The sequence below is a fragment of the Pseudomonas sp. HK3 genome (genome assembly GCF_052920985.1).
Window position 1 is genome coordinate 862777 of sequence record NZ_JBREXD010000003.1, and the last position, 17454, is coordinate 880230.

11 protein-coding genes, 4 tRNA genes and 2 pseudogenes are annotated in these 17454 nt (G+C 44.4%); 4 read left to right on the top strand and 13 right to left on the bottom strand.

The window, feature by feature from the left end:
• The first annotated feature begins 79 nt into the window (after nt 1-79).
• A complete protein-coding gene (locus ACU6U9_RS19535; protein WP_446736652.1) occupies nt 80-1039 on the top strand; it encodes an ISL3 family transposase in 960 nt (319 codons plus the stop codon).
• A 600-nt stretch (nt 1040-1639) separates the two neighbouring features.
• Here ACU6U9_RS19535 and sucD read toward each other — a convergent pair.
• The 9 genes and pseudogenes from sucD to sdhC form a co-directional block, all read right to left on the bottom strand.
• Nucleotides 1640-2512 (bottom strand): succinate--CoA ligase subunit alpha, encoded by an 873-nt coding sequence (gene sucD / locus ACU6U9_RS19540; RefSeq protein ID WP_446736653.1) that lies wholly within the window; start codon nt 2510-2512, stop codon nt 1640-1642.
• 1 nt (nt 2513) lies between these two features.
• Nucleotides 2514-3680: an ADP-forming succinate--CoA ligase subunit beta gene (gene sucC, locus ACU6U9_RS19545; protein ID WP_446736654.1), complete on the bottom strand. Its 1167-nt coding sequence runs from the start codon at nt 3678-3680 to the stop codon at nt 2514-2516.
• Nucleotides 3681-3854: 174 nt separating this feature from the next.
• Nucleotides 3855-5300, bottom strand: coding sequence for a dihydrolipoyl dehydrogenase (gene lpdA / locus ACU6U9_RS19550; RefSeq protein ID WP_446736655.1), 1446 nt, complete (start codon nt 5298-5300; stop codon nt 3855-3857).
• Between the two features lie 81 nt (nt 5301-5381).
• Entirely contained in the window at nt 5382-6632 is a 1251-nt protein-coding gene (odhB, locus tag ACU6U9_RS19555) for a 2-oxoglutarate dehydrogenase complex dihydrolipoyllysine-residue succinyltransferase (protein ID WP_446736656.1), read from the bottom strand.
• Nucleotides 6633-6665: 33 nt separating this feature from the next.
• The gene (locus ACU6U9_RS19560) at nt 6666-9497 is read right to left on the bottom strand and encodes a 2-oxoglutarate dehydrogenase E1 component (RefSeq protein WP_446736657.1); all 2832 of its coding nucleotides are present in this window, start codon (nt 9495-9497) and stop codon (nt 6666-6668) included.
• 271 nt (nt 9498-9768) lie between these two features.
• Nucleotides 9769-10473, bottom strand: coding sequence for a succinate dehydrogenase iron-sulfur subunit (locus ACU6U9_RS19565; RefSeq protein WP_446736658.1), 705 nt, complete (start codon nt 10471-10473; stop codon nt 9769-9771).
• 18 nt (nt 10474-10491) lie between these two features.
• Nucleotides 10492-12268, bottom strand: a pseudogene (gene sdhA / locus ACU6U9_RS19570) (succinate dehydrogenase flavoprotein subunit).
• Nucleotides 12269-12271: 3 nt separating this feature from the next.
• Entirely contained in the window at nt 12272-12619 is a 348-nt protein-coding gene (sdhD, locus tag ACU6U9_RS19575; protein ID WP_446736659.1) for a succinate dehydrogenase, hydrophobic membrane anchor protein, read from the bottom strand.
• Entirely contained in the window at nt 12610-12987 is a 378-nt protein-coding gene (gene sdhC / locus ACU6U9_RS19580; protein WP_446736660.1) for a succinate dehydrogenase, cytochrome b556 subunit, read from the bottom strand. Before sdhC ends, sdhD begins: the two co-directional genes overlap by 10 nt.
• A gap of 396 nt (nt 12988-13383) precedes the next feature.
• On the opposite strand from sdhC, the gene gltA reads away from it, so the two are divergent.
• Entirely contained in the window at nt 13384-14664 is a 1281-nt protein-coding gene (gltA, locus tag ACU6U9_RS19585) for a citrate synthase (protein WP_446736661.1), read from the top strand.
• A gap of 66 nt (nt 14665-14730) precedes the next feature.
• A complete protein-coding gene (locus ACU6U9_RS19590; RefSeq protein WP_446736662.1) occupies nt 14731-15645 on the top strand; it encodes an NAD(P)-dependent oxidoreductase in 915 nt (304 codons plus the stop codon).
• Nucleotides 15646-15759: 114 nt separating this feature from the next.
• Here the strand turns inward: ACU6U9_RS19590 and ACU6U9_RS19595 are convergent.
• From ACU6U9_RS19595 to ACU6U9_RS19610, 4 genes are all read right to left on the bottom strand, one after another.
• Nucleotides 15760-15844 (bottom strand) — tRNA-Leu (locus ACU6U9_RS19595).
• A 71-nt stretch (nt 15845-15915) separates the two neighbouring features.
• A tRNA-Leu gene (locus ACU6U9_RS19600) sits at nt 15916-16000 on the bottom strand.
• A 51-nt stretch (nt 16001-16051) separates the two neighbouring features.
• Nucleotides 16052-16127: transfer RNA gene (locus tag ACU6U9_RS19605), tRNA-His, on the bottom strand.
• Nucleotides 16128-16151: 24 nt separating this feature from the next.
• Nucleotides 16152-16228 (bottom strand) — tRNA-Arg (locus ACU6U9_RS19610).
• Nucleotides 16229-16470: 242 nt separating this feature from the next.
• Here ACU6U9_RS19610 and folD point away from each other — a divergent pair.
• A pseudogene (gene folD, locus ACU6U9_RS19615) lies at nt 16471-17329 on the top strand (bifunctional methylenetetrahydrofolate dehydrogenase/methenyltetrahydrofolate cyclohydrolase FolD).
• Nucleotides 17330-17454 lie beyond the last annotated feature (125 nt).

A 17454-nucleotide genomic window follows, 5' to 3' on the forward strand; every position in this document is an offset into this window, starting at 1 on the left:
TGTCACCTAAGATACTTATGAGGTGATGATATCACCTCTATTTAGGTGGCCAAAATCACTGTACCACTACAATGGCTGCTTGACGATTTCTGTACCATGGGCAGAAGATAGCGCCCGCTATACACTGATGTTCGAAAATCAAGTTCTGAAGTGGGCAGCCGAAACGTCTATTCTTGCGCTAACACGCCAACTTAAACTCAGTTGGAATGCAATTGACGGGATTATTAAGCGAGGTGTTAATCGAGGCCTGAAAAGGCGAAGGAAGTTCTCATGTAAACATCTATTTGTAGATGAGACATGTGTAGGAAAGCCTAGAGTTTTCATTACAGTACTTTCAAACCAGCTAGGCCAGGTACTTACCATCAAGGACGGCCGATCTAGCGAGAGCCTATTGCAGTGCTTTGCCAGCATACCGGTGCACGACATTAATAAAATGAAATCCATATCAATGGATTTAAGTGCGGCCTATAAAAAAGCTGTTTTTACTCGCTTTGGACGCAGAGCTAAAAAACTAATTGCTTATGATCACTTTCATATTGCCAAAATGCTGAATGAGGCATTACTTCATGTGCAAAGATCAGAAGTAAGATCTATGCCTAATCTAAATAAACTTAAGCACCATAAGTCACGGTTTTTATGGTTTAAAAACGAAAAAAATAGAACCGAAGAAATTGAAGATATCCTTGACGGACAAAAACAATATTTAATAAAAACAGCCGTAGCCTGGTACTTCAAAGAGCAATTTAGAATCATCTGGGAAACGGTGAGCTACATCCAAGCTAAATCAGCGTGGAAAACATGGATTAAGCTAGCGAAAGAAGCAGGGATTAAAGCTTTAACATCTGTTGTAGGAACGATAGAAAATTATCTGGAGGGTATTATCAATGCAATGCATTACGGTGTTTCAAATGGTCGAGCTGAAGCACTAAACAACAACATTAAGGCACTAGGCAGACAATCGAGGGGCTATAGAAATATTGAGCGATATAAGTCTTCTATCATTTTTCGTTTTGGCGGGCTAGATATGGCATTCCACTAAATCAGGGGAAGAGCCGGGTGTATACACGAGTTTTAGTGCGGCATATTTTACCGAAAAAAACACGAACCGATAGCATAATGCGCCATTGATACACGGCAACCACCAAAATCTATTTGAATATATAAAATGCCTACTCTAGATAGTTAAGCGCACCTTTTGACAAGCTCAGGATGAATGGCGTTACGGGGTCACTTCGTTCGGGTTCTATGCTCCCTCGCAAACAACGTGCTGGCTTTTTTGACTGCACAATCCACCCATTTTTTATTGCCAAGCTTTAAATCATCCATGCGGCTCTTAGCTCCCTGCCTTCAAGTTCGCTGGCGTCTATGAATGCACTTATGTGTGGGGTTTAAGTTGTTCTAAGGCCCCTTCTATCATTAGGTTAATAATAAGGTAGTCTTCGTGGGTGAGTTTGCCGTGTGCTTTTAATGTCAGAAAGACGTCAAAATTGATGCGTTTAACTCAAGCGGTTAAACCATGGTTTTCGAATGACATAATTACTCTCCTTAATAGGCCATTAAAAAGTGTAACTGGGTAGTGAGGATTTTTGATGACACAAAAAATAAGCCCTCTTACGAGGGCTTATTAATCACAGTTTGTTTACCAACCTGCTTTTTCTTTTAGTGCTTCGCCAATGTCGGCGAGACTGCGCACGGTTTTAACACCGGCCGCTTCTAGAGCTTCGAACTTCTCGGCGGCTGTGCCTTTGCCGCCCGCGATAATCGCGCCGGCATGACCCATACGTTTGCCCGCAGGTGCCGTCACACCAGCAATGTAAGAAACCACTGGTTTAGTAACGTTGGCTTTGATGAACTCGGCCGCTTCTTCTTCAGCGGTACCACCAATTTCACCAATCATGACGATGGCTTCGGTTTTTGGGTCATCTTGAAAACGTTGCAATATATCGACAAAACTTGAACCCGGAATTGGGTCGCCGCCGATACCTACGCAAGTAGACTGGCCAAAACCGTAATCGGTGGTTTGTTTGACCGCTTCATAGGTTAATGTACCTGAGCGCGATACGATGCCTACTTTACCTGGTTTATGAATGTGACCAGGCATGATGCCGATTTTACATTCACCTGGTGTAATAATACCTGGGCAATTTGGCCCAACCAGCGTTACACCCAGTTCGTCACAACGCATCTTGCACACCATCATATCAAGCGTTGGGATGCCTTCTGTGATGCAAACAATTAGCTTAATGCCGCCATTGGCCGCTTCTAAAATGGAGTCTTTACAAAACGGCGCAGGTACATAAATAACAGATGCTTCAGCGCCTGTTACTTCTACCGCTTCTTTTACCGTATTAAAAACAGGTAACCCTAAGTGTGTGGTACCACCTTTGCCCGGTGTGACGCCGCCAACCATTTTTGTACCGTACTCAATGGCTTGCTCAGAATGGAACGAGCCCTGTGAGCCCGTAAAACCTTGGCAAATAACTTTGGTATTTTTATCGATTAAAATGCTCATATTATTTGCCTCCTGCTGCTTTAACTACTTGCTGAGCGGCATCCGTTAAACTGGTCGCTGCAATGATATCTAAACCACTTTCAACCAATTTTTGAGAACCAAGCTCTGCATTATTGCCTTCTAAACGAACGACGACAGGCACTTTAACACCGACTTCTTTTACTGCCCCTATAATACCTTCAGCAATCATGTCACAACGCACAATGCCGCCAAAGATATTCACTAATACAGCCTGCACTTTGTCGTCTGAAAGAATAATCTTAAACGCCTCAGCTACACGCTCTTTGGTTGCACCGCCGCCAACGTCCAAAAAGTTAGCTGGGTCGCCGCCATTTAATTTAATAATATCCATGGTGCCCATGGCTAAGCCTGCGCCATTAACCATGCAGCCAATGTTGCCATCTAACGCAACATAGTTAAGTTCCCACTTTGCCGCTTCTGATTCACGCGCGTCATCTTGTGATGGGTCATGCATGGCTTGTAAATCTTTGTGTGCGTATAACGCATTGCCATCGATATTGATTTTGGCATCAAGGCAATGAAGATCACCCGCTTTGGTAACTACCAATGGGTTGATTTCTAACAGCGCTAAATCTTTTTCAAAAAACAACTTTGATAAACCTAAAAAGATTTGGGTGAACTGTTTGATTTGATGATCTTTTAAACCCAGTTTAAAAGCCAATTCGCGAGCCTGATAAGGCTGAGCACCCGTTAATGGGTCAATTTCAGCTTTAAGAATTTTTTCAGGGGTTTCATGGGCGACTTTTTCAATTTCAACACCACCTTCGGTGGATGCCATGAAAACCACTCGTTGAGATGCACGATCAACAACGGCACCAAGGTACAACTCTTGGTCAATATCCGTGCATTCTTCGATAAGGATTTGATGAACAGGCTGACCACCTGCATCGGTTTGATATGAGACAAGATTTTTGCCTAACCAATTTTCGGCAAAGGCTTTAATCTCATCTTTGGTTGTGACTACTTTGACTCCACCTGCTTTACCACGACCCCCTGCATGAACCTGCGCTTTAACTACCCACGCATTGCCGGGAACACTATCCGCTGCTTTCACAGCTTCCTCAGGCGAAGTGGCTACAACCCCTTGTGAGACAGGTAAACCATAAGCGGCAAAAAGCTGCTTAGCCTGATATTCATGTAAATTCATGATGACCTCGTCGTGCTTTCTTTGATAAAAAAATCACGCACTAAAACAACTTAGTACGCCTTATAGATTTTTGTTATAACAAAAACTCAGAACAAAAGACACTTAGGAGGTGAAAACCAAGGTATTTAAACGTAAAACTGGCTAGCTTTCACACTAACCAGTTTATTTTTCAGGCTATTTAGACTTACGGTTCTGCTTGTGAATAGCATGATTATTAACGCTTAAGGCTGCTTCGTGAACGGCTTCAGATAAGGTTGGATGTGAGAATACCATCATACCTAAATCTTCTGCACTCGAGCCAAACTCCATGGCAATCACCACTTGCTGTACCAAATCACCAGCACTAGGACCAATCACACTGGCACCAAGAATCGTATCTGTTTCAGCATCTGCAATAATTTTTACAAACCCAGCCGTATCGTTGGCTGCCATTGCACGGCCAACCGCCGCAAATGGGAACATACCAACATTATATTTATCGCCCGCTGTTTTTAATTCATCTTCGCTCTTACCAACCCAAGCGATTTCAGGATGAGTATATATTACTGAAGGAATACAATCGTAGTTAACTTGCGCCTTATGTCCCGCAATACGCTCAGCAACCATTACACCTTCTTCAGAAGACTTATGCGCAAGCATTGGACCACGAACCACGTCGCCAATTGCATAAACACCCGGTGCATCCGTGACGCAACGGCTGTTTACAAAAATGAAACCACGCTCATCAAGATTAACACCACTATCACCTGACAATAAATTTTCGGTATACGGACGTCGACCAACCGCCACAATTAACTTATCAAACGTAATTGTTTTGTCGCCTTCGCTATCGGTATAAGAAACAATTACTTCTTGCTTCTTACCTTTGCCTTTCACTTCCGTACCCGTCAAGCGTGCACCCAGCATAATGTTCATACCCTGCTTCTTGAACTGTTTCGCGGCTTCTTTACCCACTTGCGAATCAACCAAGTGTAAAAATTTATCTTGAGCTTCTAAAACAGTTACCTCTGAACCTAAACGATTCCAAACACTACCAAGCTCTAAGCCAATTACACCTGCGCCAATTACACCCAAACGCTTAGGGACTTCAGTAAACTCTAGCGCGCCTGATGAATCAACAATAGCCCCTTCCGTTAGAGGCGCTGGCGGAATCTCAACAGGCACAGAACCGGTTGCCAGAATAATATTATCCGTTTCAAGTATTTCTGTTTTACCAGCATGATTAGTAAATTCGACTTTTTTACCTGCCAACAATTTACCAAAACCTTCAAGTGGTGTTACGCCATTTGCTTTAAACAAGCCGGCCACACCTTGGGTTAAATTCTTAACGATGTTTTCTTTACGAGAAAGCATGGCAGGAATATCCATTTTGATATCTTTAATACTAATACCGTGGATACCGTAATTATCCTTTGCTTCTTCGTATTTGTAAGAGCTGTCTAATAATGCTTTTGACGGAATACAACCAACATTAAGACATGTACCACCAAATACACCTTTGCCATCTGCATTTAGCCACTTATCAATACACGCTGTTTTCAATCCTAGTTGAGCCGCGCGAATTGCAGCAACATAGCCACCTGGGCCACCACCAATTACGATAACATCAAACTTATCCATGACTTTTCCTTTTATGCGCGCTTAGGGGCATAACATAAATTTTATTCAAGCCCAGCTGAACTGGGCCATCTTATTTTTAAATCAGATATCCAACAAAATACGCGCTGGATCTTCTAGTAATTCTTTAACCGTTACTAAAAATTGAACCGCTTCTTTGCCGTCAATCATTCTGTGGTCATAAGATAGAGCTAGGTACATCATGGGACGAATTTCAACTTGGCCATTAATCGCCATCGGACGATCTTGAATCTTATGCATACCCAAGATAGCAGTTTGTGGTGGGTTTAATATAGGTGTCGACATAAGTGACCCAAAAGTTCCACCATTAGTAATGGTGAACGTACCGCCTTGCATTTCTTCTATGCCTAATTTGCCATCACGCGCTTTACCTGCGTACTCAACAATACCACGCTCAATATCAGCAAGACCCATTGCGTCGACATCACGTAAAACCGGTACGACTAAACCTTTTTCCGTAGAGACAGCAACACCAATATCTTGGTAGCCATGATAAACAATATCGGTACCATCAATGGATGCGTTTACAGATGGGAAACGTTTTAGCGCTTCTGTTGCTGCTTTCACAAAAAATGACATAAAACCTAAACGTGCACCGTCATGTTTTTTCTCAAACATGTCTTTATATTGCTTGCGCAATTCCATTACGGCTTTCATGTCAACTTCGTTGTACGTAGTTAGCATGGCTGCATTTTGCTGTGCAGCGACTAAACGCTTAGCAATGGTTGCACGTAACCGTGTCATTGGCACACGTTTTTCAGCTCGCTCACCAGGATTAAAACTTGGTATTGGCGCTGGTGCGGATTTCGCCGGTGCTGCAGAAGCTGGTGCACTCGCACTTGGTGCTGCGGCCTGAGCAGGCACGGCTTCTGGTGTTTTAAGATGACTGAGTACGTCTTCTTTGGTAATACGCCCATCTTTACCTGTCGCTTTAACGTCAGCTAATGACACACCTTTTTCTTCGGCAAGCTTACGTGCGGCAGGGTTTACTTTTAAATCTTCACTATCAGATGAGTCATCTGATGCAGGCTTAACCGCTGGCGCCGCTTCAGCTGGTGCATCGCTACTGCTGATGTCGCCTGCTTCGAAGATAGCAATTACTTCGGCGCTTAATATGGTTTCACCTTCTGGCTTCATTATTTCTTTAATGACGCCATCCGATTGCGCAACCACTTCCAAGACTACTTTATCGGTTTCAATATCCACCAACAATTCATCACGCTTTACAGGCTCACCAACTTGCTTGTGCCAAGTTGCAATGGTGCCGTCAGCAACTGATTCTGGAAAAACGGGGGCTTTAACTTCAATACTCATGTTCACTATTCCTAATTCGTTGTTCGCTTAAGCCTAAAGGCCCAGTGCATCTTTGATCAATTGCTCTTGTTGCTCTAAATGCAACGCCATATAACCTGCAGCAGGTGAAGCCGAAGCTTCACGACCTGCATAATCTAAATACAAACTTGAACCATGCTGATTAACTACTCGTCGCATGTGATGCTGTGAACTATACCAAGCACCTTGGTTCATTGGTTCTTCTTGACACCAAACTGTTTCTTTTAAATTTGTATAAGGAGAAATCGCAGCAAACAACTCTTCTTCAGGGAAGGGATACAACTGCTCAATGCGAACAATAGCAACATGCTTCATTTCTTCTGTGCGACGACGATCGATCAGATCGTAATAAACTTTACCGCTACACAGTACAAGACGTTTAATATCTTTTGGATTCACATCTTCGACTTCGGGAATAACATTTTGGAAAGAGCCCTGTGCAAGGTCTTCCAAGGTACTAATGGCTTCTTTGTGTCGTAGCAAACTCTTCGGCGACATAATCACTAGTGGTTTACGCAATGGACGAATCGCTTGGCGACGTAACAAATGAAATATTTGCGCAGGCGTTGAAGGCACACATACTTGCATATTGTGTTCGGCACATAGTTGTAAGTAACGCTCTAAACGAGCCGAGCTATGCTCTGGACCTTGGCCTTCATAACCGTGGGGCAACAGCATGGTTAAGCCACACAGGCGGCTCCATTTGTGTTCACCACTGGAAATAAACTGATCCATTACCACTTGAGCACCGTTGGCAAAATCGCCGAACTGAGCTTCCCAAATTACTAATAAATTCGGTGTGGTAGTTGAGTAACCGTACTCAAAACCCAGCACCGCTTCTTCAGATAACAAGGAATCATGAATAGTATACGTTGGCTGGTCTTCACTCATATTTTGCAGTGAACAATAAGACGCGCCATCTTTTTGGTTATGCAACACAGCATGACGGTGAGAGAACGTACCACGACCCACATCTTGGCCCGTTAAGCGAATCGGGTAACCCTCTTCAAGTAACGTAGCGTACGCCATTGTCTCAGCAAAACCCCAGTTAATCGGTAAGGCACCAACAGCCATTTTACGACGATCTTCAAGAATTTTATTTACTTGGCGCTGTACGGCAAACCCGTCAGGTACGTCTTGCATCTTATTTGCTAATTCTTGCAAGCGCTTAAGATCAAATTCGGTGCTAACAGTCAGGTTGTTATCATGACCAAGATACGGCGCCCAATCGACAAACATTTCAGATTTTGGTTCTGTCACCAAGCTTTTTACAACGTGCTTACCGGCTTCTAAGGCATTACGATAATCTTCGTCCATCGCTTTAATGCTTTCGTCATCTACCACACCACCTTGATTTAAAAGCTCGGCGTAAAGTGTGCGCGTGGTTTTAATCGCCTTGATGACTTTATACATCAAAGGCTGCGTGGCAGACGGCTCATCCGCTTCGTTATGACCGCGACGACGGTAACAAACTAAGTCAATCACCACATCTTTATGGAATTCATTACGGTAATCGGCTGCCAGCTGAGTGACAAACAAAACCGCTTCAGGGTCATCGCCATTAACGTGCAAAATAGGCGCTTGAACCATCTTAGCAACATCCGTTGCATATTCAGTTGAACGCACATCTTCACGTTTATTTGTTGTAAAACCAACTTGGTTGTTTACAACAATGTGAATGGTTCCGCCTGTCTTGTAGCCGCGAGTCTGTGACATTTGGAATGTTTCCATCACCACGCCCTGACCAGCAAATGCAGAGTCACCATGAATCGCAACAGGCACAACGGTTTCGCCGATCTTATCACCACGTCGATCTTGACGTGCTCGAACGGAGCCTTCAACTACAGGGGATACAATTTCAAGGTGAGACGGGTTAAACGCAAGTGCCAAATGCACTTCACCACCAGGGGTTAGCACATTAGAACTAAACCCTTGGTGATATTTAACATCACCAGAGTGGTCGAACTGCACCTTGCCATCGAATTCATCGAATAAATCAGAAGGCGCTTTACCAAGTGTATTAATCAGTAAGTTTAAACGGCCACGGTGAGCCATACCGATAACGATTTCTTTTGCGCCATAAGTACCGCAACGCTGAATTAATTCATCCATCATGGGAATCAGCGATTCACCACCTTCTAAACCAAAGCGTTTTACGCCTGGGTATTTAGAGCCTAAATATTTTTCTAAGCCTTCAGCAGCGGTTAAACGCTCAAGTAAATGTATTTTAGCTTCATCACTGTATTCAGGTTTGGCACGTACACTTTCAATACGTTGTTGGAACCAGCGCTTTTCGGCGGTATCAACAATGTGCATAAACTCAGCACCCACTGTTTGGCAGTAGGTTTTTTCAAGTGCTTCTACAATTTCGGATAACGTGGCTTCTTCTTTACCAATGAACAAAGAGCCTGTTTGAAAAATACTGTCCATATCCGCTTCTGATAACTCATGGAAGCGTAAATCTAAATCTGGGACTTGCTCTCGCTCCATAATCCCCAATGGATCAAGCTTGGCATGTTGATGCCCACGGAAACGATATGCATTTATTAGTTGGAAAACACGTAACTGCTTTTGATCATAGCCACTAGACGCCTGGCTTTGCGTTACGGTACCAGCATGGCGCTGGTTTTTAGAGATAAGAACAAACTGCTCACGTATAGGAGAATGCGGAATATCATTAAGACCACCACCTTCTACTCTAGGTAAGGTCGCGAAATAACTACGCCATTGTTCAGAGACCGCATTAGGGTCTGTTAAATATAATTCGTATAGCTCTTCTATGTACGCAACGTTCCCACCAGCAAGCTGAGACGTACTCCATAGCTGCTCCATCGAGCCTTCGTGCATGACTAAACCACCTTTAAATTATGTCTAGGGGCACTACTTTCCAAACCTCGCTGCGTGGATCGACAGATGACCGGGTGTGGTCTGAAGTTTTTCAAGCAATACGGGGGTTACCCGATTCCCTGTTGGTATCTATATTGGTATCTATATAACAGCCTAGCAAATATGATGCTAAAGGGCCTTTTTTTTATATTTTTTTACGTCATGCCTGACGTATTGTGTTTCAAATGCACTCTTACGAATAAATAAAGGGGCATATAGCCCCTTTATTTAATTAGATCTCACGAGACAACAACATGTTGCGAATATGGCCTATTGCACGGGTTGGGTTCAACCCTTTAGGACATACGCTTACGCAGTTCATGATACCGCGGCAACGGAAAACGCTAAATGGATCATCAAGACCCTCTAAACGTTCTTGTGTTGATGTATCTCGGCTGTCCGCTAAGAAACGGTAAGCCTGTAACAAACCAGCAGGACCAATGAATTTATCAGGGTTCCACCAGAATGATGGGCATGCCGTTGAACAACATGCACATAAGATACACTCATAAAGTCCGTCCAACTTCTCACGCTCTGCAGGGCTCTGCAAACGCTCGATCGCTGGCGCAGGTGTATTATTTTGTAAGAAAGGCTTAACCTTTTCAAACTGTTGATAGAACAAACTCATATCAATTACTAGGTCACGGATAACCGGTAAACCAGGCAACGGACGCAATACTAACTTATTACCTTTAGCCGCTTCTGAGATTGGCGTCACACAGGCTAAACCGTTCTTACCACTAATGTTCATACCATCTGAACCACACACGCCTTCACGACATGAACGGCGATAAGCCAAAGTTGAGTCTTGTTCTTTAACAAGTGCTAAAACATCTAGCACCATTAAGTCTTTGCCACCCGGGATTTCGATTTCGTAATCCTGCATATAAGGTGCGGCATCGACCTCTGGGTTGTAACGATATACGCTAACTAACATATTCTCTCTCCCCCACTCTTAGTATGTACGAATTTTTGGTGGGAACGCAGGCATTGTTTTCGGCGCAAAGTTCACAGCACGTTTTTTAATGCTTTGATCTTGCGGGAAATACAATGAGTGGCACAACCAATTTACATCGTCACGCTCAGTAAAGTCGTTACGTGCGTGAGCACCACGAGATTCTTTACGTTCTTCAGCTGCAATTGCAGTTGCAAGTGCCACTTCGTACAAGTTATCTAGCTCAAGCGCTTCGATACGAGCTGTGTTGAAAGCAGAAGATTTATCTTCAAGGTAAGTGTTTTTAACACGCTCACCAATTTCTTTCAGCATCGTTAAGCCTTTCTGCATGGCTTCGCCTTCGCGGAATACACCGAAGTAAAGCTGCATACATTTTTGAAGGTCCGCACGTACTTTCGCAACAGGCTCACCAGAGGTACTGTTGTTTAAGCGCTCTAGACGAGCCATTGCACGTGTAATATCTTCTTCACGAGGGTCTAAAGAATCAAAACCTTCACGGAAGCTCTTTTCAATTTGCAAACCAGCCGCACGACCAAATACCACAAGGTCAAGCAGAGAGTTACCACCAAGACGGTTAGCACCGTGTACCGATACACAAGCCGCTTCACCACAGGCGTATAAACCTTCGATGATTTTATCAACGCCGTTTTCGTCTTGCGTAATCGCTTGACCACCAATATTAGTCGGCACGCCACCCATCATATAGTGACAAGTCGGTACAACTGGGAATTGGCTCTTTAATTGGGTCAACGTGAGCAAATGTACGAGACAGCTCAAGAATACCAGGTAGCTTAGCGTTAAGCGTTTCTTCACCAAGGTGATCAAGCTTAAGCATTACGTGATCACCATCAGGGCCACAACCGCGACCTTCAAGGATCTCCATAACCATTGAACGGGCCACAACGTCACGACCTGCAAGGTCTTTCGCGTTAGGGGCATAACGTTCCATGAAACGCTCACCGTCTTTATTGATTAGGTAACCACCTTCACCACGACAACCTTCCGTTACAAGCGTACCAGCGCCTGCAATACCCGTTGGGTGGAACTGCCACATTTCCATGTCTTGTGCAGGCACACCAGCACGTAAAGACATACCCATACCGTCACCAGTATTGATTAATGCGTTCGTTGTGGACTGGAAGATTCGACCTGCACCACCTGTCGCAAGTACTGTGGCTTTTGCTTGAATATAAACGGTTTCACCCGTTTCGATGCAAATAACGATTGCACCAGCAACTTGGTCTTTTTCGTTTTTAACTAGGTCAACTGCATACCATTCGTTTAAGAATGTAGTACCGCCTTTTAAGTTACCTTGATACAAGGCATGTAAAAGTGCGTGGCCAGTACGGTCAGCAGCAGCACAGGTACGTGCAGCCTGAGTTGGGTCATTTGGACCTTTAGATTGACCGCCAAAAGGACGCTGATAAATACGACCTTCTTCTGTACGAGAGAACGGCAAACCCATGTGGTCCAATTCAAATACCGCTTGAGGACCCACTTTACACATGTATTCGATCGCGTCTTGGTCACCGATGTAATCGGAACCTTTAACGGTATCGTACATGTGCCAGCGCCAATCATCATTCGGATCATTAGACGCGATTGCGCATGTGATGCCGCCTTGTGCAGATACAGTATGAGAGCGCGTTGGGAAAACTTTTGTTACACAGGCGGTTTTAATACCGGCTTCTGTTAATTGCAATGCAGCACGCATGCCTGCACCACCACCACCAATTACGATGGCATCAAATGTCATTGTACGAATATCGGCTGTCATGACTTATACACCCCAAATAATGTCAATGCCCCAAACCAAGTAAACAAACATTGCTAAAAAGCAAGTCACTTGGAATGCAAAGCGAATAGCAGCTTGTTTAATATAGTCCGTGGATATCGTCCACATACCAATCCAAGCATGAGCCACTGTAGAAATGAGCGCCAATAACGAGAAAATACGCACCCAAGTACAAGCAAAAAATTCTTGCCATTGAGCAAAGCTCAATTCAGGATTTGATAGTAGGTAACCAACTATAAACACTGAGTAAACAGCAAGGACTACAGCTGAAAAACGCTGAATCAGCCAGTCGGACAAACCACTGCGACTGAAGTTAGTGATACTTACGCCCATACCCAAACTCCTGCTAGAACAATTAGTGCACTTGAAAGAACCAAGGTAAGAATGGCAGCAACCTTACCACTTTCTTTTGTTTCACCAATGCCCATATCCATAAATAAATGTTTAATGCCAGCAACAAAATGGAAAGCCAATGCTGATAATAAACCCCAAGTAATAAAACTACCGAAACCAGTAGTCATCGATTGTTTCGCTGCTGCAAATCCTTCGGCCGATTCAAGTGAACCGTTCAAAGCGCATAACAGAAAAATAACACCTACAAATAAAATCACACCCGCAATACGATGAGTGATTGAAGTCAAAGCAGGAAGAGGAAATCTGATCGTAGTCAGATCAAGGTTTTTTGGTCGTTGTTGATTCACGGTTCTCTACACTCTCTCTCACGCCTCAAAATAAGGCGAGCTTATGTGGGCAGGCTCGCTTGTTGTGCACTTTTCTTAATGAAAATGCGAACTTACGGGTCTTTTTAGTGCCTTCGCAAACGCGCCGAATTATAGACACAGAGTTTGTTAAATACAAATAAGCACCTAAACTTAAAAAGTGTATTTTGCTCAATTTTACGTGCTTAGATTAATAATAGATCATTCCTTGCACAGTTCGACTAAACTTACACCAAGATCTCATGGTCAATAATTGACAATCACTATTTTGGCTCTATAGTTGGCCGTCTTTGCAACGGTACAGAGCGATTATTGCTCAACATAATTCGGGTATTCAACAGAATACCAGTATCAGAAATAGCAGATAGGAGGCCATGCATGGCTGACAAAAAGGCGCAGTTAAAAATTGATGGTTTCGATGAAACCCTAGAACTGCCAATTTACGAAGGCACCATAGGCCCTGACGTAATTGATGTTCGCAGCTTAGCCGGTTTAGGTAAATTCACCTACGACCCAGGCTTTGTATCAACCGCTTCATGCGAATCAAAGATTACATATATTGACGGCGGCAAAGGTGTACTTTTACATCGTGGCTACCCGATCGAGCAATTGGCCGAACACTCAGATTTCTTAGAAACATCTTACCTTTTACTTCACGGCGAATTGCCGAGTAAAGAAGAAAAAGCAAAATTTGTCGACACCATTACACACCACACCATGGTGCATGAACAACTTGTTCATTTCTTTAATGGTTTCCGTCGCGATGCACACCCAATGGCCGTTATGTGTGGCGTTGTTGGCGCACTATCGGCTTTTTATCACGACTCTTTAGATATCAACGATCCTAAACACCGTGAAATTGCAGCGCACCGCTTAATTGCAAAAATGCCAACACTGGCCGCAATGGTTTACAAGTACAACATGGGCCAACCGTTCATGTACCCTCGTAACGACCTAAGCTACTCTGAAAACTTCCTTCACATGATGTTCAACACACCAGCCGAAGAAAAAGAAATCAACCCAGTACTGGCTCGCGCAATGGATCGCATCTTCTTATTGCATGCTGACCACGAGCAAAACGCATCAACATCGACTGTTCGTATGGCTGGCTCAACTGGCGCCAATCCATATGCGTGTATCGCTTCTGGTATCGCGGCACTCTGGGGGCCGGCTCACGGCGGCGCCAACGAAGCTGTACTTAAAATGCTAGATGAAATCGGCGATGAAACCCGTATTGATGAATTCCTAGCAAAAGCCAAAGACAAGAGCGACCCGTTCCGCCTAATGGGCTTTGGTCACCGTGTTTATAAAAACTACGACCCTCGCGCCACAGTAATGAAGACAACTTGCGACGAAGTACTTTCTGAGCTTGGCCTGCAAGATGACCCAATGCTAAAAATGGCAATGAAGCTTGAGAAAATCGCGCTTGAAGATGAATACTTCCAAAAACGCGGCCTATACCCGAACGTAGATTTCTACTCAGGTATTATTCTTAAAGCAATCGGCATCCCGACTGAACTGTTCACTGTGATTTTTGCTACAGGCCGCACACCAGGCTGGATTGCTCACTGGAACGAAATGATCGGTAACGAATACCGCATTGCTCGTCCACGTCAGCTTTACACTGGCCATACACAACGTGATTACCCTAAAAAGTAACCTCAGCATGGCGCAGTAAATAGCGACAAATAAAAAAACCGCCCTGCTCGCAGCGCGGTTTTTTTTATGATTAAAATAAACAGCCAACCAATACAGAGCGACAAACACATGAACATTGCATTTATTGGGCTCGGCAACATGGGCGCACCAATGGCAAGCCACCTCGCCAATCAAGGCCACGCCATCACAACCTACAATCGCACCACAAGTAAAACCAAGAACTGGCTCAAGCAACACCCTACACACAAAAGCGCGAAAAATGCCGAAGACGCCTGTAAAAACTGCGAAACACTCATACTGTGTGTCGGCAATGATAATGATGTAGAGCAGCTTATCTTTGGACCAAATGGCGCAAGTCAAAGCCTCAAGAAAGGCAGCCTTATTATTGATCACACCACAACCAGCAGCGAATTAGCCAAGCGTATGCACTCAAAACTCAAAAGCCTGCACATTGATTACGCGGACGCACCTATTTCAGGCGGACAACAAGGTGCTATCAACGGCCAACTCACCGTAATGTGCGGCGGTGACAATCATGCAGCACAGCGCACCCAAGAGATTACCGCCTGCTACAGCAAATCATTCAACCACATGGGCGAGACAGGCTCGGGGCAGCTAACCAAAATGGTTAATCAAATTTGTGTTGGCGGCCTAATACAAGCACTTGCCGAAGGCATCCACTTTGGACAACAGGCTGGCCTAGATATGAATAAGGTAATGGAAACCCTTGGAAATGGAGCAGCTGCCTCATGGCAAATGAACAACCGCCACGAAACCATGATCAAAGGTGAATTCGATTTTGGCTTTGCCGTCGACCTAATGCGCAAAGACTTAGACATCTGCCTAACCAGCGCACAAGACATTCAGGCCAACCTACCAATCACCACACTTGTTAATCAATTCTACCGAGAACTGCAACACCAAGGGCACGGCAAACTAGACACATCCAGCTTACTATTAAGACTCAATCAAAAAGAATAAAAGCAGGCACGATAAAAATGATCAATCAACTCAAGTTAATCATGAGAAAATCAAAACAATAAAGGGAATTTAATTTTTGGATTTGAAGCAAGAATTCATTTACTAAGTAGTAAATGGTGCGGAGGGAGAGACTCGAACTCTCACACCTTACGGCACCAGAACCTAAATCTGGCGTGTCTACCAATTTCACCACCCCCGCACAACAGAGGCCAACTCATAGAGTTGATACAGTAGCTCTAAAAAAAACACCACTTACTCTTAAAGAATAAATGGTGCGGATGGAGAGACTCGAACTCTCACGCCTCGCGGCACCAGAACCTAAATCTGGCGTGTATACCAATTTCACCACATCCGCATTGCATTTTTGCCTCAAGTATCTAGAAGATTACTCAAGCCAGAAATTAAGTGGGGTGACTGAAGGGGATCGAACCCTCGACCACAGGAATCACAATCCTGCGCTCTACCAACTGAGCTACAGTCACCACAATACTACTTAAACCAAAGGCTGGTACGCCCGACAGGAATCGAACCTGTAACCCTCGGCTTAGAAGGCCGATGCTCTATCCGATTGAGCTACGGGCGCTTCATCTGTCTAATCAAATTAGACGTCAGACACAAACTTTCGTTTGTCACTCAGTGCAGTAGTGCTCACTAAGTGGGGCGCATAATACGTATGGACTCCCATCTCGTCAACACTTTTCTCAAAAAATTTTATATAAAACAAGCAGTTCCAAGAATTCACAAGAATTGATACCAGTACTTTGTATTACAGGCGAACCATGCGAAAATTGCGAAAATTTTTATACGCATACCAGTAGGAAAGCCATGAGTGCACAACGCATAGACGGTAACGCCGTAAGCGCCACCATCAAAGAGCAAGTTGCTCAACGTATTCAACAGCGTAAAGATGCCGGCAAACGTGCACCTGGTTTAGCCGTAATCCTAGTGGGCAGCGATGCCGCCAGCGAAGTATACGTAGGCAAGAAGCGCCAAGCATGTGAAGCCATAGGCATTCATAGCGTAGGCCACAACCTATCAAGCGACACTGACGAAGCCACCCTACTTGCCATAATCGACGATTTAAACGCAGACGACACCATAGACGGTATTCTCGTTCAACTGCCATTACCGGCTCATTTAGACAGTACCAAGGTTCTTGAGCGCATCCACCCACAAAAAGACGTAGATGGCTTTCACCCTTACAACGTAGGTCGCCTAGCGCAGCGCATCCCGGTTCTGCGCTCATGCACGCCTGCTGGCATCATGACGCTGCTTGACCATTACAAACTCAATGTAAAAGGCCTACACGCGGTTATCGTGGGCGCATCAAACATCGTTGGCCGCCCAATGGCCATGGAATTACTACTAGCAGGCAGCACCACTACTATCTGCCACCGCTTCACTAAAGATTTAAAACACCATGTATCACAAGCCGACTTATTAGTTGTTGCCATTGGTAAACGCGGCATTGTGGATGCCAACTGGATTAAACCAGGCGCAATCGTAATAGACGTGGCCATCAACCGCCTAGATAACGGCAAACTGGCCGGTGACTTAGATTATGACGTAGCCAGCAGAGCGCGCCAGCCACATCACACCCGTTCCCGGTGGTGTTGGACCAATGACAGTTGCTACTCTAATGGAAAATACGCTGTATGCGTGTGAGACGTTTCATGATGCTTAAGTGTTAACCACCATAAGACAAAAAAGGGCGCAAAGTGCGCCCTTTTTACACCAGCCAAAACAGCGATAAACGCAAAATAAAGCCAGCACACAAAATCCAAACCACCAAGCCGCATAATAAAGCCA

Excerpts from the sequence above, each read along its gene's own strand:
- ACU6U9_RS19560 (WP_446736657.1), bottom strand. The coding sequence starts at position 9,497 with ATGCACGAAGGCTCGATGGAGCAGCTATGGAGTACGTCTCAGCTTGCT.
- ACU6U9_RS19590 (WP_446736662.1), top strand. The coding sequence starts at position 14,731 with ATGATTAAAATAAACAGCCAACCAATACAGAGCGACAAACACATGAAC.
- gltA (WP_446736661.1), top strand. The coding sequence starts at position 13,384 with ATGGCTGACAAAAAGGCGCAGTTAAAAATTGATGGTTTCGATGAAACC.
- sucC (WP_446736654.1), bottom strand. The coding sequence starts at position 3,680 with ATGAATTTACATGAATATCAGGCTAAGCAGCTTTTTGCCGCTTATGGT.
- odhB (WP_446736656.1), bottom strand. The coding sequence starts at position 6,632 with ATGAGTATTGAAGTTAAAGCCCCCGTTTTTCCAGAATCAGTTGCTGAC.
- sucD (WP_446736653.1), bottom strand. The coding sequence starts at position 2,512 with ATGAGCATTTTAATCGATAAAAATACCAAAGTTATTTGCCAAGGTTTT.
- ACU6U9_RS19565 (WP_446736658.1), bottom strand. The coding sequence starts at position 10,473 with ATGTTAGTTAGCGTATATCGTTACAACCCAGAGGTCGATGCCGCACCT.
- sdhD (WP_446736659.1), bottom strand. The coding sequence starts at position 12,619 with ATGGGCGTAAGTATCACTAACTTCAGTCGCAGTGGTTTGTCCGACTGG.
- lpdA (WP_446736655.1), bottom strand. The coding sequence starts at position 5,300 with ATGGATAAGTTTGATGTTATCGTAATTGGTGGTGGCCCAGGTGGCTAT.